The organism is Sphingomonas sp. BK481 (genome assembly GCF_014194875.1).
Taxonomy (GTDB): Bacteria; Pseudomonadota; Alphaproteobacteria; order Sphingomonadales; family Sphingomonadaceae; genus Sphingomonas; species Sphingomonas aerolata.
Genome location: NZ_JACIAP010000002.1, coordinates 92,277 through 110,447, shown reverse-complemented (window position 1 = coordinate 110,447; position 18,171 = coordinate 92,277). Strand labels below are relative to the sequence as shown.

At 67.1% G+C, this 18,171-nt stretch carries 13 protein-coding genes; 6 read left to right on the top strand and 7 right to left on the bottom strand.

Going from position 1 to position 18,171, the window contains the following annotated elements; all coding sequences use genetic code 11:
* Positions 1–89: 89 nt before the first annotated feature.
* Complete coding sequence (locus tag FHY04_RS04430) at positions 90–2,153, bottom strand: TonB-dependent receptor (RefSeq protein ID WP_311723887.1); 2,064 nt, start codon at positions 2,151–2,153, stop codon at positions 90–92.
* A 12-nt stretch (positions 2,154–2,165) separates the two neighbouring features.
* Positions 2,166–3,146 (bottom strand): TonB-dependent receptor plug domain-containing protein, encoded by a 981-nt coding sequence (locus tag FHY04_RS22865; protein WP_311723663.1) that lies wholly within the window; start codon positions 3,144–3,146, stop codon positions 2,166–2,168.
* 205 nt (positions 3,147–3,351) lie between these two features.
* On the opposite strand from FHY04_RS22865, the gene FHY04_RS04425 reads away from it, so the two are divergent.
* Both FHY04_RS04425 and FHY04_RS04420 read left to right on the top strand, forming a co-directional pair.
* Positions 3,352–5,649, top strand: coding sequence for a beta-glucosidase (locus tag FHY04_RS04425; protein WP_260171320.1), 2,298 nt, complete (start codon positions 3,352–3,354; stop codon positions 5,647–5,649).
* A gap of 83 nt (positions 5,650–5,732) precedes the next feature.
* On the top strand, positions 5,733–6,956 hold the full coding sequence (locus FHY04_RS04420; RefSeq protein ID WP_183935552.1) for an MFS transporter: 1,224 nt from the start codon (positions 5,733–5,735) through the stop codon (positions 6,954–6,956).
* Positions 6,957–6,968: 12 nt separating this feature from the next.
* On the opposite strand, the gene FHY04_RS04415 is transcribed toward FHY04_RS04420, so the two are convergent.
* Both FHY04_RS04415 and bamA read right to left on the bottom strand, forming a co-directional pair.
* Positions 6,969–7,805 (bottom strand): family 16 glycosylhydrolase, encoded by an 837-nt coding sequence (locus FHY04_RS04415; protein WP_183935551.1) that lies wholly within the window; start codon positions 7,803–7,805, stop codon positions 6,969–6,971.
* A gap of 205 nt (positions 7,806–8,010) precedes the next feature.
* Positions 8,011–10,614, bottom strand: coding sequence for an outer membrane protein assembly factor BamA (gene bamA, locus FHY04_RS04410; protein ID WP_183935550.1), 2,604 nt, complete (start codon positions 10,612–10,614; stop codon positions 8,011–8,013).
* Positions 10,615–10,839: 225 nt separating this feature from the next.
* On the opposite strand from bamA, the gene FHY04_RS04405 reads away from it, so the two are divergent.
* From FHY04_RS04405 to FHY04_RS04390, 4 genes are all read left to right on the top strand, one after another.
* On the top strand, positions 10,840–11,166 hold the full coding sequence (locus tag FHY04_RS04405) for a hypothetical protein (protein WP_031394510.1): 327 nt from the start codon (positions 10,840–10,842) through the stop codon (positions 11,164–11,166).
* 389 nt (positions 11,167–11,555) lie between these two features.
* A complete protein-coding gene (locus FHY04_RS04400) occupies positions 11,556–14,378 on the top strand; it encodes a TonB-dependent receptor (protein ID WP_183935549.1) in 2,823 nt (940 codons plus the stop codon).
* 153 nt (positions 14,379–14,531) lie between these two features.
* A complete protein-coding gene (locus FHY04_RS04395) occupies positions 14,532–14,708 on the top strand; it encodes a hypothetical protein (protein WP_156363361.1) in 177 nt (58 codons plus the stop codon).
* A gap of 22 nt (positions 14,709–14,730) precedes the next feature.
* Complete coding sequence (locus tag FHY04_RS04390) at positions 14,731–15,222, top strand: Spy/CpxP family protein refolding chaperone (RefSeq protein WP_183935548.1); 492 nt, start codon at positions 14,731–14,733, stop codon at positions 15,220–15,222.
* A gap of 9 nt (positions 15,223–15,231) precedes the next feature.
* Here the strand turns inward: FHY04_RS04390 and FHY04_RS04385 are convergent, their stop codons facing one another.
* Genes FHY04_RS04385 through FHY04_RS04375 form a run of 3 tightly spaced genes read right to left on the bottom strand, consistent with a single transcriptional unit; the run spans position 15,232 to position 18,067 of the window.
* Positions 15,232–15,948, bottom strand: coding sequence for a hypothetical protein (locus FHY04_RS04385; RefSeq protein WP_183935547.1), 717 nt, complete (start codon positions 15,946–15,948; stop codon positions 15,232–15,234).
* Positions 15,949–15,974: 26 nt separating this feature from the next.
* A complete protein-coding gene (locus FHY04_RS04380) occupies positions 15,975–17,351 on the bottom strand; it encodes an ATP-binding protein (RefSeq protein WP_183935546.1) in 1,377 nt (458 codons plus the stop codon).
* A complete protein-coding gene (locus FHY04_RS04375) occupies positions 17,348–18,067 on the bottom strand; it encodes a response regulator (RefSeq protein WP_183935545.1) in 720 nt (239 codons plus the stop codon). The genes FHY04_RS04380 and FHY04_RS04375 overlap by 4 nt, the downstream gene beginning before the upstream one ends.
* Positions 18,068–18,171 lie beyond the last annotated feature (104 nt).

The window sequence follows — 18,171 nt, the reverse complement described above, 5'->3', positions numbered from 1 at the left end:
CCGACACTGTCATTCTGTGCCGCCACGGCGCCGAAAAGACCACCCCCCGTGGGGGAGGTGGTCGTTCCGTTGGCCGGCGGCGCCGCGGGTCAGAAGTTGAACCGCAGGCCGGCTGCGTAGCGGGCATAGCCCGGCTGCGCGAAGGTGGCGAAATTGTCCGAGCGACGGTGACCGCGACGGCCCTGGCCGGTGAGGTTGATGACCTCGCCGAACACGGCCAGCCCCGTGGTGACCTGATAGCTCGCGCTGGCGTCGACCTGCCCATAGGATTCGACATAGAGCGGATCGAAGGCGCCGCCGGCATAGAATTCGCCGCGCCAGTTATAGGCCACACGCGCCTGGATGCCGTTCTTGTCGTAATAGGCGACCGCGTTGGCGCTGTCGCTGAGCCCGGTCAGCGCGAACTGGCCGATGTTCGGATCGAGCGTGTTGTCATATTTCGCGTCGCCGTTGACGATCGTGTAGTTCAGGATGACGCCGAGCCCGGTGTTCCAGAGCCGGTGCTGCAGCGCGAATTCCCACCCGTCGATATTGGCGGTCTGGTCGCTGTTGAACGGCTGGCTCAGCTGGAAGTTGAACAGGTCGTCCTCGGGCAGACCGAAGATGTTGCCGTTCAGCAGACCGGAATCGCTGGTGCCCGTGACCTGCGACGAGGCGGGGAAGTTGCGCAGGATGTAGTCGCGAACCTGGAGATTGTCCGTCGTTCCGAGGGCTGCGACCGCCTGACGATAGCGGGGCCCCGAGCCCGGGTTGCGCAGGTTGAACGCCGACGTGTTGACCTGGGTCGTGCCGATGAAGTTCTTCACGTCCTTGTTGAAATAGCCGACCGAGATGTAGCTCTCGGCACCGTAATACCATTCCGCCGACAGATCGATGTTCTTCGACTTGAAGGGGACGAGGTTCGGATTGCCCTGGCTGCCCGTGCCGCCGCCGATGCGCGGGTTGGAATCGATGTTCAGGCCACCCTGCAGGCTGCCGTAATCGGCGCGCGTGATGGTGTGGCTGTAGGACGCGCGCAGCTTGACGTTGCGGAGGGGTTCGATGTCGAAATCGACCGCGGGCAACCAGTTGTGATAGCGGCCCTTCAGCGAGGTGAACGAATTGGCGCCGTAGGTGAGCGCGAATTCGTTCGCGCCCGTCCAGCGGGTGCCGTTCGGGATCGGCACCAGCGCCGACGAGTTCACCTGCGTTTCGTCATAGCGGACGCCGCCGATGAGGTGCGCCGGCATCGAGAACATGTCGAACTTGCCGTTGAACTGAATATAGGGCGAGATCGTGCGTTCGCGGATGCGGCGATCGTTGGTGTAATTGGCAAGGCAGGTGCCTTCCGCCGCGACGCCCGTCTGCGGTGCGCTGCAAATCGCATATTGCGAGCGCAGCAATTCGGCCATCTGCTCGAAGTTGAACGTGTAGATCGACGGCGGCAGCGCGGGATCGTTCGATCCGGCGACGCCCTTGAACTTGTCGGGCAGGCTGGTGAGGTTGAAGAAATCGTCTGGCACGGCGGCCGCGCCGAACGACGCGCCGCGCGGGTCGACACCGCCCCAGGTCTCGTTCTGGATGAAGCCGTAGGCCGAGCGCACCTTGTTATCGACATAGGAGAAACCCCAGTCGATGCTGCTCAGGAAATCGCCGTCATGGTCGTAATGACCCTTCAGCTGGAGCTGGTTGATCTCGTTCTTGAAATAGGCGTTGCGGAACGCGTTGCCCGTCGGCGTGATCAGCGATGCGTTCAGCGGGTCGATGCCGGGATACATCTGGTACGAGATGACCGGCAGGTCCTTCTCGAAATTGATGCTCTGCGACTGGACGCCGAAGATCGCGCCACCAATCGACGTGCTGCTGCCGTAATCGTTGGTCGGCTTCGACACCGCGGTCGAATGATGCGCGTCGAGCGACATCGTGACGTTGCCGGGCGCTTCCCAGGTCAGGTTGCCGCCGAGCGACTTGTTCTCGGACTTGTTCGCGGTCAGCGAGCTGCTGTACGACAGATCCTTGCCGGGCGCGAAATTCTCCGAATAGAAGACGGGTCCAGCCGCGGGGCCATCGGTCCAGGCGCTGCGCGTGTCGCCGAAGTTGAACCAGATGCCGACGCTGCTGTTGCGGACTTCGACCTTGTTGCTCGAATAGGTGAAGTCGAGCGTGGCGGTCAGCGTGTCGGTCGGCTAGGCCTGCAGCACGAGCTGGCCGTTGATGCGCTCGCGATCGATGTCGACAACATCGTAATTGGCGCTTTGCGGGATTTCATAGACATCGGTCGGGCCGGGACGGTTGGTGATGTTGGCACCGCCGGGCGTGCCGGGCTGGGCGAGCGTGCCCCAGTTGTTCTCCGCGCCGAGAAAGCCGTCGCGGAAGCCGACGCCCGCCGAATTGTTGCTCGCCTTGCGCCGCTGATACGCGCCGCTGAGCAGGACGCCGATGCGGTCGTCGGCAAAGGTGGTGGACAGGATGCCCGACACTTCGGGAGTGATCGGATCCTTGCCGTTGCGCGAGCTGTCGAGCACGCCCTTGACCGCAATGCTGCCGCGCGTGCCGGGCTTGTCGATCGGACGCGGGGTGCGGATGTTGATCGACGAGCCGATACCACCTGACGGAACCGCGGCGCGGCCGGTCTTGTAGACCTCGACCGCGGCGACGCCTTCGGAGGCGAGGTTGGCGAAGTCGAACGAGCGCGAGGCGGGCGCGCTGGCGCCGTCGCCGAGCGTCGAGGTCGGCATCTGGCGCCCGTTGAGCGTGACGAGGTTGTACTCAGGACCAAAGCCGCGGACCGTGACGGTCGAGCCTTCGCCGTTCGAGCGGTCGATCGAGACGCCGGTGATGCGCTGGAGCGATTCCGCGAGGTTGGTATCGGGGAACTTGCCGATATCCTCGGACGAGATCGCGTCGACCACGCCCTGGCCGTTGCGTTTGATGTCGATCGCCTCGCGCAGCGACGCGCGGATGCCGGTCACGACGATGTCGTCGGTGACCGCGTTCGGATCGGCGGGCGTGGCGGGTGCGGCCTGCGGATCGATGTCGGACGGGCCGGGATTGCCGACCGTGGCTGCGGCATCCTGCGCCAGAGCGACGCCGGGAATGGCGGCCAGCGCCAGTGCCGATGTGCCGATGACAAGACGCGAAAGCGAGCGAGCCGTGAAGCCACGCATGGTAATCCTCCCTGTAGCCGACGCTATGAGTGCGCCTTCCGTGTGAACGTTCACTTTCCCTTTTCGCGATTCGTGTCAAGGATTTGGGCTGCTGGTTGTGAACGTTCACTAAATATGCTGTGAACAGTGACAATGGTGCCACAGCCCGGCCGGACGCGTGTCGCAGTCCGCAGGGGGGGGGGCGGAAAACCGGAAGGGAATGAGGATGTCGACGGGGTATCGGGCGCTGATGCTGGGCGTGTCGCTGATGGGGATCGCCGCCATGGTCGAGGCGCGCGAGATGCCTGCGAAGGTGGCTCCGCCCAAGGCGCCAGCGACGGCGGCGCCGGACGCCGGACCCGATGCGCGACGGCGGGCCGCGGCGATCGTCGCGCGGATGACGATCGACGAGAAGATCAAGCTGGCACACGGCCTGTTCCCGCCGATGGCGGCAGGCAAGACGAGGGACACGCTGATCCCGTCGGCGGGTCATATCGACGCCATCGCGCGGCTGGGCGTGCCACTGGTCCGCGAGAGCGACGCGTCGCTCGGCGTCGCCAACCAGGTCGAACAGCGCAAGGGCGACGTCGCGACCGCGTTGCCGTCCGGACTTGCCACCGCGGCGAGCTTCGACCCTGAAATCGCGCGCGCAGGCGGTGCGATGATCGGCGCGGAGGCGCGGGCGAAGCGGTTCAACGTGCTGCTGGCGGGGGGCGTCAACCTGACGCGTGATCCGTGGAACGGGCGCAACTTCGAATATCTCGGCGAGGATCCGCTGCTGGCAGGGTCGATGGCGGGCGCGCATATTGCCGGGGTCCAGTCGAACCACATCGTCTCGACGGTCAAGCACCTCGCGCTCAATGCGCAGGAGACCGGTCGCATGGTCGTCGACGCGCGGATCGGCGAGGCCGATCTGCGGATGAGCGACCTGCTCGCGTTCCAGATCGCGATCGAGCGCGGGAAACCGGGATCGGTGATGTGCGCGTACAACAAGGTCAATGGCGACTGGGCGTGCGAGAACAAGCATCTGATGACCGACGTGCTCAAGCGCGACTGGGGCTATCGCGGCTGGGTGATGAGCGACTGGGGTGCGGTCCATTCAACTGCGAAGGCGGCCAATGCGGGGCTCGACCAGCAGTCGGGACAGGAACTCGACAAGGCGATCTACTTCGGCGCGCCGCTCAAGGCCGCGGTGGCCGACGGCAGCGTATCGCAGGCGAGGCTCGACGACATGATCGTCCGCTATCTGACCGGCCTGATCGAAACCGGCGCCTATGACACGCCGATGCCCGCCGCAGAGGCGCCGATCCCCTATGCGCGTCATGCCACCGTTGCGCAGGACGCGGCGGAAGCGGGGATCGTGCTGCTCAAGAACGACCGCGACATGCTGCCGATCGCACGCACGGCCAAACGCATCGTGCTGATCGGCGGACGAGCGGACGTCGGCGTGCTGTCGGGCGGGGGATCGAGCCAGGTCCGCTCGGTCGGTGGCGCGCCGATCGAGATCCCGCTGACCTCGGGCGCGGCGATGTCGTTCGCGCGCTATACCTATCATGCCTCGTCGCCGCTCAGGGCGATCACCGCGGCAATGCCGGGTGCGGTGGTGACCTTTGTCGACGGCAAGGACACCGAGGCGGCGGCGCGCGCCGCCCGCGACGCGGACATGGCGATCGTCTTTGCGACGCAGTGGACGACGGAGGCGCAGGACGTGCCGACGCTGTCGCTGCCCGACAATCAGGACGCGTTGATCGCGGCGGTGGCGAAGGCGCAGCCGCGGACGGTGGCAGTGCTCGAAACCGGCGGGCCGGTGCTGATGCCCTGGATCGATGCGGTGCCGGCGGTGCTGCAGGCCTGGTATCCGGGACAGCGCGGCGGCGAGGCGATCGCGAACATCCTGACCGGCCGGGTGTCGCCGTCGGGCCGGCTGCCGATCACCTTCCCCGCCGCCGCGACCCAGGCGCCACGCCCAGCACCGGTCGGTCTCGACCGGCTGACGTCGGTCGAGGCGCAGGCGGCCGCCAATCCCGCGAACGCCGCCGCGATCCAGCTCGAAAGCTTTCCGGTCGACTATGTCGAGGGCGCGGACGTCGGCTATCGCTGGTACGAGAAGCAGCGCCAGCGGCCGCTGTTCGCCTTCGGGCACGGGCTGAGCTTTACCAGCTTCGCCTATCGCAACCCGGTGGTGACCGGCGGCCGGCGGCTCAGCGTGACGTTCGACGTCGTCAACACCGGGCGCCGTGCGGGCGCTGACGTTCCGCAGATATATGTCGCGCAGGCGGCGGCAGACGGGGCGGGGACGGCGACGCCGATGCGGCTTGCGGGGTTCACGCGGCTGACGCTCAAACCGGGCGAGTCGCGGCGCGTGACGCTGACCGCGGAGCCGCGGGTCGTCGCGCAGTACGACACCGCGCTGCCGGGGTGGCGGGTTGCCGGGGGCCGCTACCGCGTCGCCCTGGCGCATGATGCCGCGGACCGGTCGCAGCTGCTGACGACGACGCTCGAGCCGATGACGATGAAACCCTGACCGGGGCGTAGACCAGCCGCGGCGGCGGCGGGGGTGGTTCGGGAGTTGCCCGACGGCGGCGAGCGGGTCACAAGGGCGCCATCGTGCCGCGTACCGTTTCCTCCTCCCCGCATGGCCGGTCGCCGTCACCCGCGCCGCGACCGGCAGCTTTCCTCCTCGTCTGCGCGCTCGCTTATGCGGGGGCGGTCGTCGGCTATCTGCCGCTGCTGACGCTGCTGCTGCCGATCAAGGTCGATCAGGTGGCGGGCGACGGTCGTCTCGATCTGCTGACGGTGACGGTGATCGCGGGAGCGATCGCGGCGAGCGTGGCGAATATCGGCTTTGGCTGGCTGAGCGACCGTTTGGTGAGCCGGGGCGGAGGCCGCCGCGGGATCATGGCGGCGGGCGTCGTCGCGACGATGGCGTCCTATGCGGGGCTCGCGGCCGCGACCACGCCTGCCTTGCTGGTGGCGGGGATCGTCCTGTTCCAGGTCGCGCTGAACGCGGTGATCGCGCCGCTGATGGCGATCATCGCCGAGGAGGTGCCCGATGGCCGCAAGGGGGTCGCAGGCGGGCTGCTGGCGATGGCCAATCCGGTCGCGGCGACGCTGTCCGCCGCGCTGGTCGGGGCGAGCCGGTTCGGCGAGCCGGCGCGCTTCGTGGTCATCGCGGTCACCGTCGCTGCGTGCACACTCCCGCTCGTGATCGTACGCGGGACTAGGCAGGCGGGGGCGCCGCCGCCGGTGTTACAGTCGATGCTGCGGCGTGATCTGCTGCTCGCCTGGACCGCGCGGCTGCTCGTGCAGATCGCGGGCAGCGCGCTGTTCGTCTATCTTCTCTATTATTTCGAGACCGTCGCGCCGTCGGTACCGGAGTCGGTGCTCGCCGCGCGGATGGGGACGGTGATGATCGTCGCCTATAGCGTGCCTCTGCCGATCGCGGTGCTCGTCGGCCGGCTTGCCGATCGGACCGGGCGAACCAAGCCGTTCCTGTTCGCGGCGGCGCTGGTCGCGGCGGCGGGGCTGATCGCGATGATGGCGGCGCGCGACTTCACCAGCGGCGCGGCGGCGTTCTGCGTCTATACGGGCGGAACGTCCGTCTTCCTGGCGCTGCACGCGGGCTTTGCGATGCAGCTGTTGCCGAGCGCGCGGCACCGGGGACGCGACCTCGGGCTTCTCAACCTCGCCAACACCCTGCCCGGGCTGCTCGGGCCGGTGATCACCTGGGCGCTGGCGACGCCGCGCGATTTCGATGCGGTGCTGGTCGTGCTCGCGGTGCTGACGCTGGGCGGGGGGATGATCCTGCTCGCCGCGCGGGGGCGGCGCTGAGGCTGATGGCGATCAGCGGCGCGACCGGCTCTGGGCAGGGCGCCAGTAGCGGACATAGTCGACCGCCATGCGCTGCGGGAAGGCGGTGTCGTCGATCCCCTTCTGCCCGCCCCAGTCGCCGCCGACCGCAAGGTTGAGGATCAGGTCATAGGGCCGGGTGAACGGCCAGGCCGCCTTGCCGCCGGGCTGATCATTGGCGACGCGCATGACCGCGCGGCCGTCGACGCCGATCGTGATGACATCCGCGCGCCAGTCGAGCTGATAGCGATGATAGCGGGTGCAGGCGGTCGGCACGCGCTTCTGCGCGCCGCGCTGCGTGCCCTTGGTGTGGTTGAACGCACCGCTGTGCACCGTCGCATGGACGACGTTCGGGTCCCATCCGACCAGCTCGACGATGTCGATCTCGCCCTCGTCGGGCCAGCGGCCGCCGCTTGGCAGCAGCCAGACCGCGGGCCAGCTGCCCCGACCGCAGGGCAGCATCGCGCGGACTTCGTAGAAGCCATAGCCGCGTGGCACCCGCGAGACGAGCTTCGCCGAGCTGTAGCTCTGGCCGCCCCAGTCGGGGAAGCGCGCCTTGGACAGCGTCTCGCGCCGCGCCTCGATGATCAGTGAGCCCTTTTCGATCCGTGCATTCCGGGGCCGGTCCTTGGCATAATATTGGCGCTCGTGATTGGCCCAGCCCTCGGCATTGCGCGAGGTGTCGAACCGCCATTTGCTGCGATCGATCGTTCGCCCGTTGAATTCGTCGGCAAAGGCGGGCGTCGTTTTGGGTGTCGGCATCGGTGCGTCGAGCCCGTAATTGGTCGCGCCGAGCGTCGCGGCCTGCGCGGCCAGCAGCAGGAGGATCATCGCGTCACCGCCGTCGTGGGCTTCGCAGCTTTGCGCTTCGGGGCGGGGTCAAAACACATGGGCGGCGCTCTCCATCATGCCCGGATCGTCGCCGCGATGTGCGGACGCGAGCCGGTGGCGTGACGGGTCTAGGGCAGCCCCGCGGCAAGCTCAACCGGGCGGCTTCCCCACGCGCAGGGCGTTTCGCAGGAGGACGCCGTGCACATCAGAACTGGCCGCCGATATTGAAGGTGATCAGCTTGCTGTCGTCGCCATCCGCCTTGAGCAGTGCCTTGGCGAGATCGATCCGCAGCGGGCCGAACGGGGAGGCCCAGTTGACGCCGATGCCGACCGACAGCCGCGGGCTGGCGCTATTGCCCGTATAGGTCTCGCGATAGGCGCCGAGCGAATAGCTGTAGGGCGTGCCGGTGTTGGTCGTCGTGCTTGCGCCGGCGGAATCGAGGTAGAGCAGGTTGCCGGCGCTGTCGGTGTATTGACGCGTCGCGGCGACGCACGCGATCGAGGTCGCGTTCGCGGCGGCACAGCTGTCGGTCAGCGTCGGCGTCCTGCCGCCGAACACCGCGCCGACGTCCATGTAGACGGAGGGGCGCAGGCCGAGTTCGCGCGCGCCCGAGCCCAGCGGGAGCTCGACCTCGAGGCGGGCCTGGTAATAGGCGGTGCCGCCCAGCGCGGTCTGCGTGTTCGAACTGCTGTCGGTCGAGATCGTCGCAGGGATCGTGCTGGTGTCGTAATAGGTCCGCGTGACGCGCGGCCCGACGCCGCGGATATCGAAGCCGCGCATCTGGGGATCGCCCAGATAGAAGCGATCGGTCAGTCGCACCTGCTGCCCGAGCCCCCTGATATAGCCGCCCTCGGCATGCGCGGTGAGGATGAAGCGCGAGCCGAGATCGACATATTTCGAGTAGTTGGCGGTGCTGCGGAGATACCGCGTGTCGCCGCCGAGGCCGGCGAAATCCTGGCTGACGCTGAATTTGCTGCCCTTGGACGGGCGGGTGCGGCTGTTCGTGCTGTCGAACACCAGCGAATAGCCGATCGACGAGGTCCAGCGATTTCCGACCGCGTCGCACAGATACTGGCCGGCGACCGCGGGATCGCACACGCCGTTGGTGTAATAGGTGTCCGCATCGAGCGCGACCTGATCATAGGACAGGCCGTAGCGGGCGGTGGCCGACCAATATTCGGTCAGCGGCACCGCCGCGCGGATCTGGAACCCGGTCGAGATCTGTTCATAGGTCGTGCTGTCGGTGTCGCCGGTGGTGCTGTACGAGCTGTAATCCCGCCGGAATATGTCGCCGCCCAGCGCGATGTTGGTGTCGAACAGATAGGGTTCGGTGAAGCCGAGATTGACCGATTTCGAATAGCTCGAATAGCTGACCCCGGCCCGTAGCTCCTGTCCCATGCCGCGGAAGTTGCGCTGGGTGATCGTGGCGGACGCGATGAAATTCTCCAGACTGGAATAGCCGGCCGAGAGCTGAAGCTCGCCGCTCGATTTCTCCTCGAGGTTGGTTTCGAGGATGACGCGATCGGGCGCGGAGCCGGGCTTCTGCTTGATCTCCGTCTTGTCCTGAAAATAACCGAGCGAATTGATCCGGTCCTCCGAGCGTTTGACCTGGAAGCTGTTGAACGCGTCGCCCTCCGCCAGGCGGATCTCGCGCCGCACGACCTTGTCCTTGGTCTGTGTGTTGCCGTTGATCTCGACGCGTTCGACATAGGTGCGCTTGGCTTCGGCGATGTTGAGGTTGATCCCCATCGTCAGCGTGTCGGCGTCCTTCTGGAACTCCGGATTGACCTCGGTGAAGGCGTAGCCGAACAGGCCGGCGGTCTGGCTCAGGCTGTCGACCGCGTCCTCCACCTGCTTGGCGTTATACCAGGCGCCTTTCTTGAGCGGCAGCGTGGCGGCGAGCTTGCTGCTGTCGAAGTCGCGGATCTGGCTGTCGACGGTGACGGCGCCGAATGTGTAGCGTTTGCCCTCCTCCACCACATAGGTGATGATGAAGTCCCTCTTGTCCGGGGTGAGTTCGGCGACCGCGGACGTGACGCGGAAATCGGCATAGCCCTGCGTCAGGTAGAATTGCCGCAGCTTCTGCTGGTCGTAGCTCAGGCGATCCTGGTCGTAGCTGGTCGCGGACGACAGCATGCGGCTGAGCCGCGCCTGTTTGGTCGCCATCTGCCCGCGAATTTGTGCGTCCGAAAACACGCTGTTGCCGAGGATGTTGATCTGGCGAACTTTCGATTTCGGGCCCTCGCTGACCTCGAAGACGATGTCGACGCGGTTCTGATCGAGGCTGACCATCTTCGGATCGACCATCGCGGCGAAGCGGCCCTGCCGGCGATAAAGCTCGACGATCCGCGCGACATCCTGCCGCACCGCGCTGCGCGTGAAGATCTGCCGCGGTGCGAGCCTGATCTCCTTGGTGATCTTGTCGCTCTTGAGCGCCTTGTTGCCCTCGACGACGATGCGGTTGATGATCGGGTTTTCGCGGATGCGGACGACGATATTGCCGTCCTCGACCCCGGCGATCGAATAATCGGCGAACAGGTCGCTCGCCTGAAGGTCCTTAAGCGCCTGATCGAGGGTCTCCGCCGTATAGGGGATGCCGGCGCGCAGCTTGGTGTAGCTCAGCACGGTCTCGGGCTCGATCCGCTGCGCGCCCTCGACGCGCAAGGTTCGGATCGTCCGGACGGCGGGATCGGCCGGTGGCGTCGGGGCGGGGGGCTTCGCATGCTGGACGGGCGCTGCGACCGCCGTGCCGCCGATCGTGCCGGCCAAGGCCAGGGCCATCGTACTGGCGCCAAATTCGAACATCATGGGGAGGTCTCCGGGTGAGACCGGGCGCCTGGGCGGGCGATGTTTCCGGCGGATGGCGCGCGCCGGCCGGATTGCAACACTGGGTCACCAACGAGCGCGACCGCGCAGTCGCCGGGCCCGGCTGACACATGGAGCAAGTGGCGGGAAATGTTCGGGACATGGTCGCTGGCTAGAGCGCCGTGCGGGCCAATCGGCTCGCCCGTTCATCCTGCGAGGACCATCGCCATGCGTGTCGCCATCAAATCCGTCCCGTCATCCGCGCCGATCAGCGCGCCGACGCTGCCGCCGCTCGTCGACAATCCGTTCGCGCCCGAAGTCTTCGCCACGGGGCTCGCCGGGCTCGCCAATCTGTCGGGCGTGATCGTGCTGACGCTGGAGAGCGCGCGGTGCGATCACACGCGCGACGCGCCGTCGGTCGAGCGGGTCGTCGTCGGGCGGGTCGCACTGACCAGCGGCGCCGCGCAGGATCTGGTCGCGGCGCTGAACCAGTTCCTCGAGCAGCAGGGGCTGAGCCCGAGCAAGGCGATGGCTGCCGGGTCGACGTTCCAATGAGCCGCGCGACCGTGCCGCCCCCAGCCGGTATCCGCGGGTCGTCGGCCACCGGCCTTACCGTGGCGATCGAAGCGCTGCGGTTCGGCGTTCGAGTACAGAGCCGCGCTGTGGATCAACGCGTCCGGAGCGTGACCGTGGTGTTCCGCCGACCGGCGGCGTGATGCATGCCTGATGTCCGCGCTGCGATCAAAGTCACGATACAGTCTTGCTTGCGACACGGTTTGTAACAAACCGTGGCTGCGTAACAACAGGTCGAACGTATGACGGTTCGATGACGACTTAGCCGTTGTCGACCCCGTCAAATCCCTGCAGCTTTGCGGGGCGGACCATATCCGTCATCGCAAAAAATGCCGCGCAACCCAAAGTGTTGCGGCTCAGGGAGTATCACCATGCGTCTGGACTTTCGCAAACGCCTTCTGGCGTCCACGCTTCTGCTTGGCTTGAGTGCACCGGCCGTCGCGCAGACCGTCGACCCGGCAACGCAGGCGGTGCCGGACAACGCCGCGCCGGCCGATGGCGAGACGATCGTCGTCACCGGATCGCGGCTGGGCGGTCTCCAGTTGCAGCAGGCGTCACCGATCGCGGTGGTCAGCGCGCAGGACTTCGCACTGTCGGGCCAGCCCAATGTCGAGAATGTCCTGAAGGACCTGCCGCAGCTGGTGCCGAGCACGACGGGTGCGTCCAATAACCCCGGGGGCGGGGTGGCGACCGCGGATCTGCGCGGGCTGGGTTCGACGCGAACGCTCGTCCTCGTCGATAACCGTCGCTACGTCGCCTATGACTCGAACCAGGTCGTCGATCTGAACACCATCCCCGCCGGGCTGATCGAACGCGTCGACATCGTCAGCGGTGGCCGGTCCGCGGTTTATGGCTCCGACGCGATCTCGGGCGTGATCAACTTCGTCATGAAGAAGGATTTCAGCGGCGCGGAGGTGAATGCGAACTACCGCATCAACGAGGCGGGCGATGGCGGCACGTTCAACGGCAACTTGCTGCTCGGGGGAAATTTCGAGGACGGGCGCGGCAATGCGACGGTCTATTTCGATTATACCAAGCGCAACGGCATCCTTCAGTCGGCGCGCGACTATTCGCGACAGGCGCAGGTCGATGATGGCGAGGGTGGCCTGATCGCAGGCGGGTCGGGCTCGATCGAGGGCACGCGGTTCGCGATTGGCGGCGTCAACCGCAAGTTCGAACCCGATGGGAGCTTTTCGGCTTATAGCGCCGCGACCGACGCCTATAATTATGCGCCGTCCAATTACCTGCAGGTCCCGCAGGAGCGGTTCCTGATGAGCGCGCAGACGCATTACGACGTCAGCGACGCACTGACCGTCTATGCCGAGGGCCAGTTCATCAACAACCGCGTGAAGAACCAGCTCGCGCCGACGCCGTTCACCGGGTCGGTGTCGCTCGACGCCGATTCCTCGTTCCTCTCCGCAGGATCGCGCGCGCTGCTCCAGGGGCTCGATACGGATGGCGACGGCTTTGTCACCTCGACCATCTACCGACGGCTGAGCGAGGTCGGCAATCGCGTGTCGAGCCTCGACAACACCGCCTATCGCACCGTGCTGGGCGCGAAGGGCGATATCGGCGGTGGCTGGAACTACGACGCCTATTACAGCTATTCGCGGACCAAATCGATCGAGAGCCAGACCGGGAACGTCTCACGCAGCCGCGTGCTCCAGGCGCTGCGGACGACCTATGACACCGGCGGCAATCTGGTGTGTTCGGATACGAGCAATGGCTGCGTCCCGCTGAACATCTTCGGGGCGGGCAACATCAGCGACGCGGCCGCCGCGTTCATCACCATTCCGGTGCAGAATTCGAGCACGATCAGCGAGCAGGTCGCCAGCGCGTCGATCTCGAACCGCGAGCTGTTCGATCTGGGGGCGGGCCCGGTCGGGATCGTGTTCGGGACCGAATATCGCCGCGAACAGGGCAGCTACAATCCCGATTTCTCGCTGTCGTCGGGCGACGTGGTCGGCTTCAACGCGGGCGAAGGCCTGGGCGGTGGGTATAACGTCAAGGAAGTCTATACCGAGGTCGCGGTGCCGCTGCTCGCGGATCTGCCCTTCGTGAAGAAGCTCGAGGTCAACGGCGCCTATCGCTATTCCTATTATTCGACCGCGGCGAAATCGGTGAACACCTATTCGGGTGGTGCGGTCTGGTCGCTGATCGACGACGTCGCGCTGCGCGGCCAATATTCGAGGGCGGTGCGTGCGCCGACCGTGTCGGACCTGTTCAGCGGCGCGTCGCAGGATTTTCCCGCCGCGACCGATCCGTGCACGACCGCGGTGGCGCTGACGAACACCAATCTGAATGCGAGCTGCCTGTCGAACGGCGTCGCGGCGTCGGTGATCGGCACCGCCTATGACGGCGGCAGCACGCAGATCCAGACGGTGAACGGCGGCAACCCCGCGCTGCGCGAGGAGACGTCCGACACCTATACCGCGGGCATCGTGCTCCAGCCGCGTTTCCTGCCCGGCTTCTCGTTCACCGCGGATTACTACAAGATCAAGATCGCGAACTATATCTCGACGGTCGGCACGACCAACCTGATCCGCGCCTGTTACGGCGACGCGGACAATGGCTACACGCCCTATGACGCGAGCTATTGCGGGTCGTTGCCGCGCGACGCGAACAGCTTTGCGATCACCGATGCGGCCAACACGCTGGCCAATACGGGGGGCGTGACGACGCGCGGGGTCGATTTCGAGGCGCGCTACGGCCTGCCGCTCGGCTTCGGCGCGTTCGGCAGCGACACCAGCCGGCTCGACCTGCGCTTCAGCGGCACGCGGCTGATCGCGTTCGACTATAACCCGCTGGCGGCGATCCCCGACCTGACGATCGACTGTGCGGGCAAGTTCGGCCAGACCTGCGGCAATCCCTATGCGAAATGGCGGCTGTCGACGCGCGCGACCTATTCGACCGGGCCGATGACGGTATCGGTGCTGTATCGCCACCTGTCGGCGGTGAAGGACGACGACAGCGCGACGACCTATGCGGTCGAGCGGATCAAGGCCTATGACTATTTCGACCTGACCGCGGCGTTCCGGATCAAGGACGGCTTCACCTGGTCGGTCGGGGTCAACAACCTGTTCGACAAGCAGCCGCCGATCCTGGGCGACAACCAGCAACAGGCGAACACCTATCCGTCGACCTACGACCCCTATGGTCGTGCCTTCTTCGTCAGCACGAACGTGAAGTTCTAGGGCCGACGACCGGTAGGACTAAGAAACGCCCCCGCCATCCATCGTGATGGCGGGGCTTTTTCGCGTCTGTCGTCCGGGGGGCAGCTCGCTGAAATATTCGGGACAAACCGCGCTGCGATATCCGGCCCGACGGAATGAACCGGGGAGCCAGCCATGCCGATGCCATCACCGCGCACCACCGATTGCAGCGTCGGGCGTCATCTGCCCCGGTCGCGGCACCGCGATGTAGCCGGCGCGTCGATCCAGCGCGCCGCCTGCCGTGGATGCGGGGCGACGATCACCAAATCCGCGCTGAGCCGGCGCTGGATCATATCCGGGATGCTCGGCTGACACCGGGGGAAGGACGATGACGATGATTTTGAAGAAACCGCGGTCGTCACGCTGGCTGGCCGCGATGCTGCTGCTTAGCGCGACCTGCACTGCCAGTGCAGAGCGTCCGCGCGGGCCGGAGCGTGGGCCCGCAAATGTCGATGCGATGCGGGCCCGCGAGGCCGACGATATCGCGCTGCTGCTGCACCTGCGACCCGACCAGCGTGGTGCGCTCGTTGCGTTCCTGTCCGCCTGGGGGCCTCCGCCGCGCGACGGCGGGGAGGGGCCGAATATGCGCCCGGGCCCGCCGATGCCGGGTGGCGAGGATTTCGCCCGCCATCTCGAACGGTTCGAGGCGGAGGCGACCGCGCACGCAGCGCATGACCGGTCGCGCTTGATCGCAGCCCGCAGCTTCTACGACAGTCTCGACACGCCCCAGCGCGCGGGGTTCGAGGCGCTGATGCGGCTTCGCCATGCGCCTCCGGGGCCGGGTGGGCCGGGCGGTCCGTTGGGGGCCGGGCCGCCACCCGGCTGATGCGGCCTGTCAGCGCGCGGGCGTCAGCGTTGGAGTCCCGAGTTGGTCGTCGCCGTTGCGCCAGGTGTCGCCGCCCGCGCGCGGCACTTCGCGACGCCGGATCGCGCCGTCGCCATTGCGGTCGAGCGCGGCGAACCGGTCGGCGGCGGCCTTGGCGAACTCTGCCCGGTCGACGCCGCGGTTGAAATCCAGATCCGCCGACGTCACCGGTTCGGGCAGGTCGAACAGGCCGAAGCGGCCGGCGCCGATCCGCAAGGTCGCGTCGGCGGTGCTGGTCCTGCGGCTGGCGGCGCTGCCACGCTTGCCGGACCCGGTGTCGGGCCGTCCCGCCGATCCGCCCCGTCCTCCACCGCGGACGCGGATCTCGGGGACGAGGATATTCTCGTACCAGGCGATATCTTCAGGGTCGATCTCGCCGTCGCGGCCGCGGTCGAAATGCGCGAAGACCCGGGTCGCATCGGCCTGAAACTCCGCACGGGTGATCCGGCCATCGCCGTCGCGGTCGGCACCCTGGAACCATAACGCCTGCGCCGCGCCGGCCTTCTGGGTCGAGCGGAACGGCTCGCCCATCGGGCTGATGAACAGCTGGCCGCGGCCCTGTTGCGGGCGCTGGCTGGGGGATCGCGCCGGCTCGGGGCTCGACTGCGCTGTTGCCGCGGCATTCGGGGCGGGCGCCACCGCGGCCAGCATCCCGCCGGCGATCACGGTCCATGCGCGCATCGACATCGGTCTTCTCCTGTTTCGGTGCCGGATCATGCCGGCAGAATGACGCGCACGATCAGACCGCCTTCGGGGCGATTTTCCAGCGACGCGGCACCGCCATGCGCATGCGCCACCGCGCGGACGCTGGCGAGCCCGAGGCCGGTGCCACCGGTATCGCGGTTGCGCGACCGCTCCGCCCGGAAGAACGGCTCGAAGGCATGCGCCGCATCGGCGGCGGACAGGCCCGGACCGCGATCGCCGACCTCGATCACCACCGTGTCGCGGTCGCGGTAGAGTTGGACCTCGGCATGCCCGGCATATTTGACGGCATTGTCGACCAGATTGACCAGCAACGCCTTGAGCGCGGGCGCATCGCCGTCGATCGCGAGCGACGGACCGGGTGACAGCACCACCTGCTCGCCGCGGTCGGCATAATCGTCGGTGATGCTTTCCGCGAGCGAGCGCAGGTCGAGCCGCTGGCGGCGGACATGCCGGGTCATGTCGCGGACGAACGCCATCGCCGCGCCGATCCGCTGGCTCATCTCCTGGATATCCTCCTCGCTCGCCTCGCGGATCTCGTCGGGCGCCTTTTCGAGCCGGAGCGCGAGACGCATCAGCGGCGTGCGCAGATCGTGTGCGACCGCGGCGATCAGCGTCGTGCGATCCTCGACATAGCGATTGAGCCGTTCCTGCATGACGTTGAAGGCGGTCGCGGCCTCCATGATCTCGGGCGGTCCGGTCAGCGGGATCGGATCGGCGCGAGGGTCGCGACCGAGCCGGTCGGCGGCGGCGGCAAACAGCGCGACCGGCCGCGCTATGCGTCGTGCCAGCACCAGCGCGACCGGTGCCGCGACCGCCATCGCGACGAGGAACCACAGGATCAGCCGCGCCTGCCACAAGCCGAACGCCGGCCGTGCCGGGCGGATCGTCCGCCACTGGCCGTCGGGGGCATGGACCCAGACGACGAACGCACCGAACAGCGTGTTGTCGACGACCGACTGTGGCGGCATCTTGGGCATGCCCATCGGCATGGGCGGACGAAACGCGCCCGCCATCAAGGGCGGACCATAGCGCCGCGCCTCGACGATCACCGCGCGTGCCGGCACGCCAAGATCGGCGGCGATCACCTGGCCGAGATGGCGATCGCGCGCATCGCCCTCCTCGGTCGGCGGGGCGGTCGCGACCGCGATCGTCAGCAGCCCGCTCGGGTCGCGTCCGGCGCGCACGACCGAGGCGATCCGGCTGGTCGAATAGACCACCGGCGTCGGCGGCGGGACCAGCAGGACGGCGGCGAAATTGAGCAGCTGGACGAGCAGGACGGTGAACAGGATGAACGCGAAGATGCGCAGGAACAGCGGCCAGCGCCGCGGATGCCCGACCCTGGTGCCGGCCGGATTCGCGCCAGCCGTGCGTGGCGGCGTGGTCATAGCCGGATCACGCGGGGAACGAAGAAATAGCCCTCGTTGCGGATCGTCCGGATGATCTCGTCACCGCGTGAACGCAGCTTGCGTCGCAGCCGGCTGACCTGGACGTCGATCGCCCGGTCGAACGCGTCGGTGTCCGGGCCCCGCGCCGCCTCCAGCAACGCGTCGCGCGCGAGCACGCGTCGCGGACGCTCGACAAAGGCGCGCAGCACCGCGAATTCGCCATCGGTCAGGTCGACGAGCATGCCGTCGCCGTCGAGCAGTTCGTGCGCGGCGAAATCGACCCGCCAGCCGAGAAAGCCATAGCTGCGTCCGGTCTCGGCAGCCGCGCCATTGCGTTCACGCAGTGCCGCGCGGACCGTGGCGAGGATCTCGCGCGGGCTGCACGGCTTGGTGAGATAATGGCTCGCGCCGATCTCGAGCCCGAGAATTCGGTCGGGTTCGTCGCCCAGCGCGCTGAGCATGACGACGGGGGGCGCGCCCTTGCGGGTCAGGCGGCGACAGGCTGCAAGACCGTCCTCGCCGGGCATCATCACGTCGAGCAGGATCAGCGCGATCGGATGCCGCGCGAGCGCGACGTCCATTTCCTGCGCATTCGTCGCGGTTTCGACGCGGTACCCGTGCATCCCCAGACTCTGCGCGAGCAGCGTCCGGATCGCATGGTCGTCATCGACCACGAGCAGCATCGTATCGGCGGGTTCGGGAGCGGCGCAGTTCATCGCCGGCCACTATGCCACGTATGTGTTCGCGATGTTTCAGCGATTTCGCATCATGCCACGCCACCGCCGGTCGTTGCCGGCGCGACGGATTGCGCAACATCCAG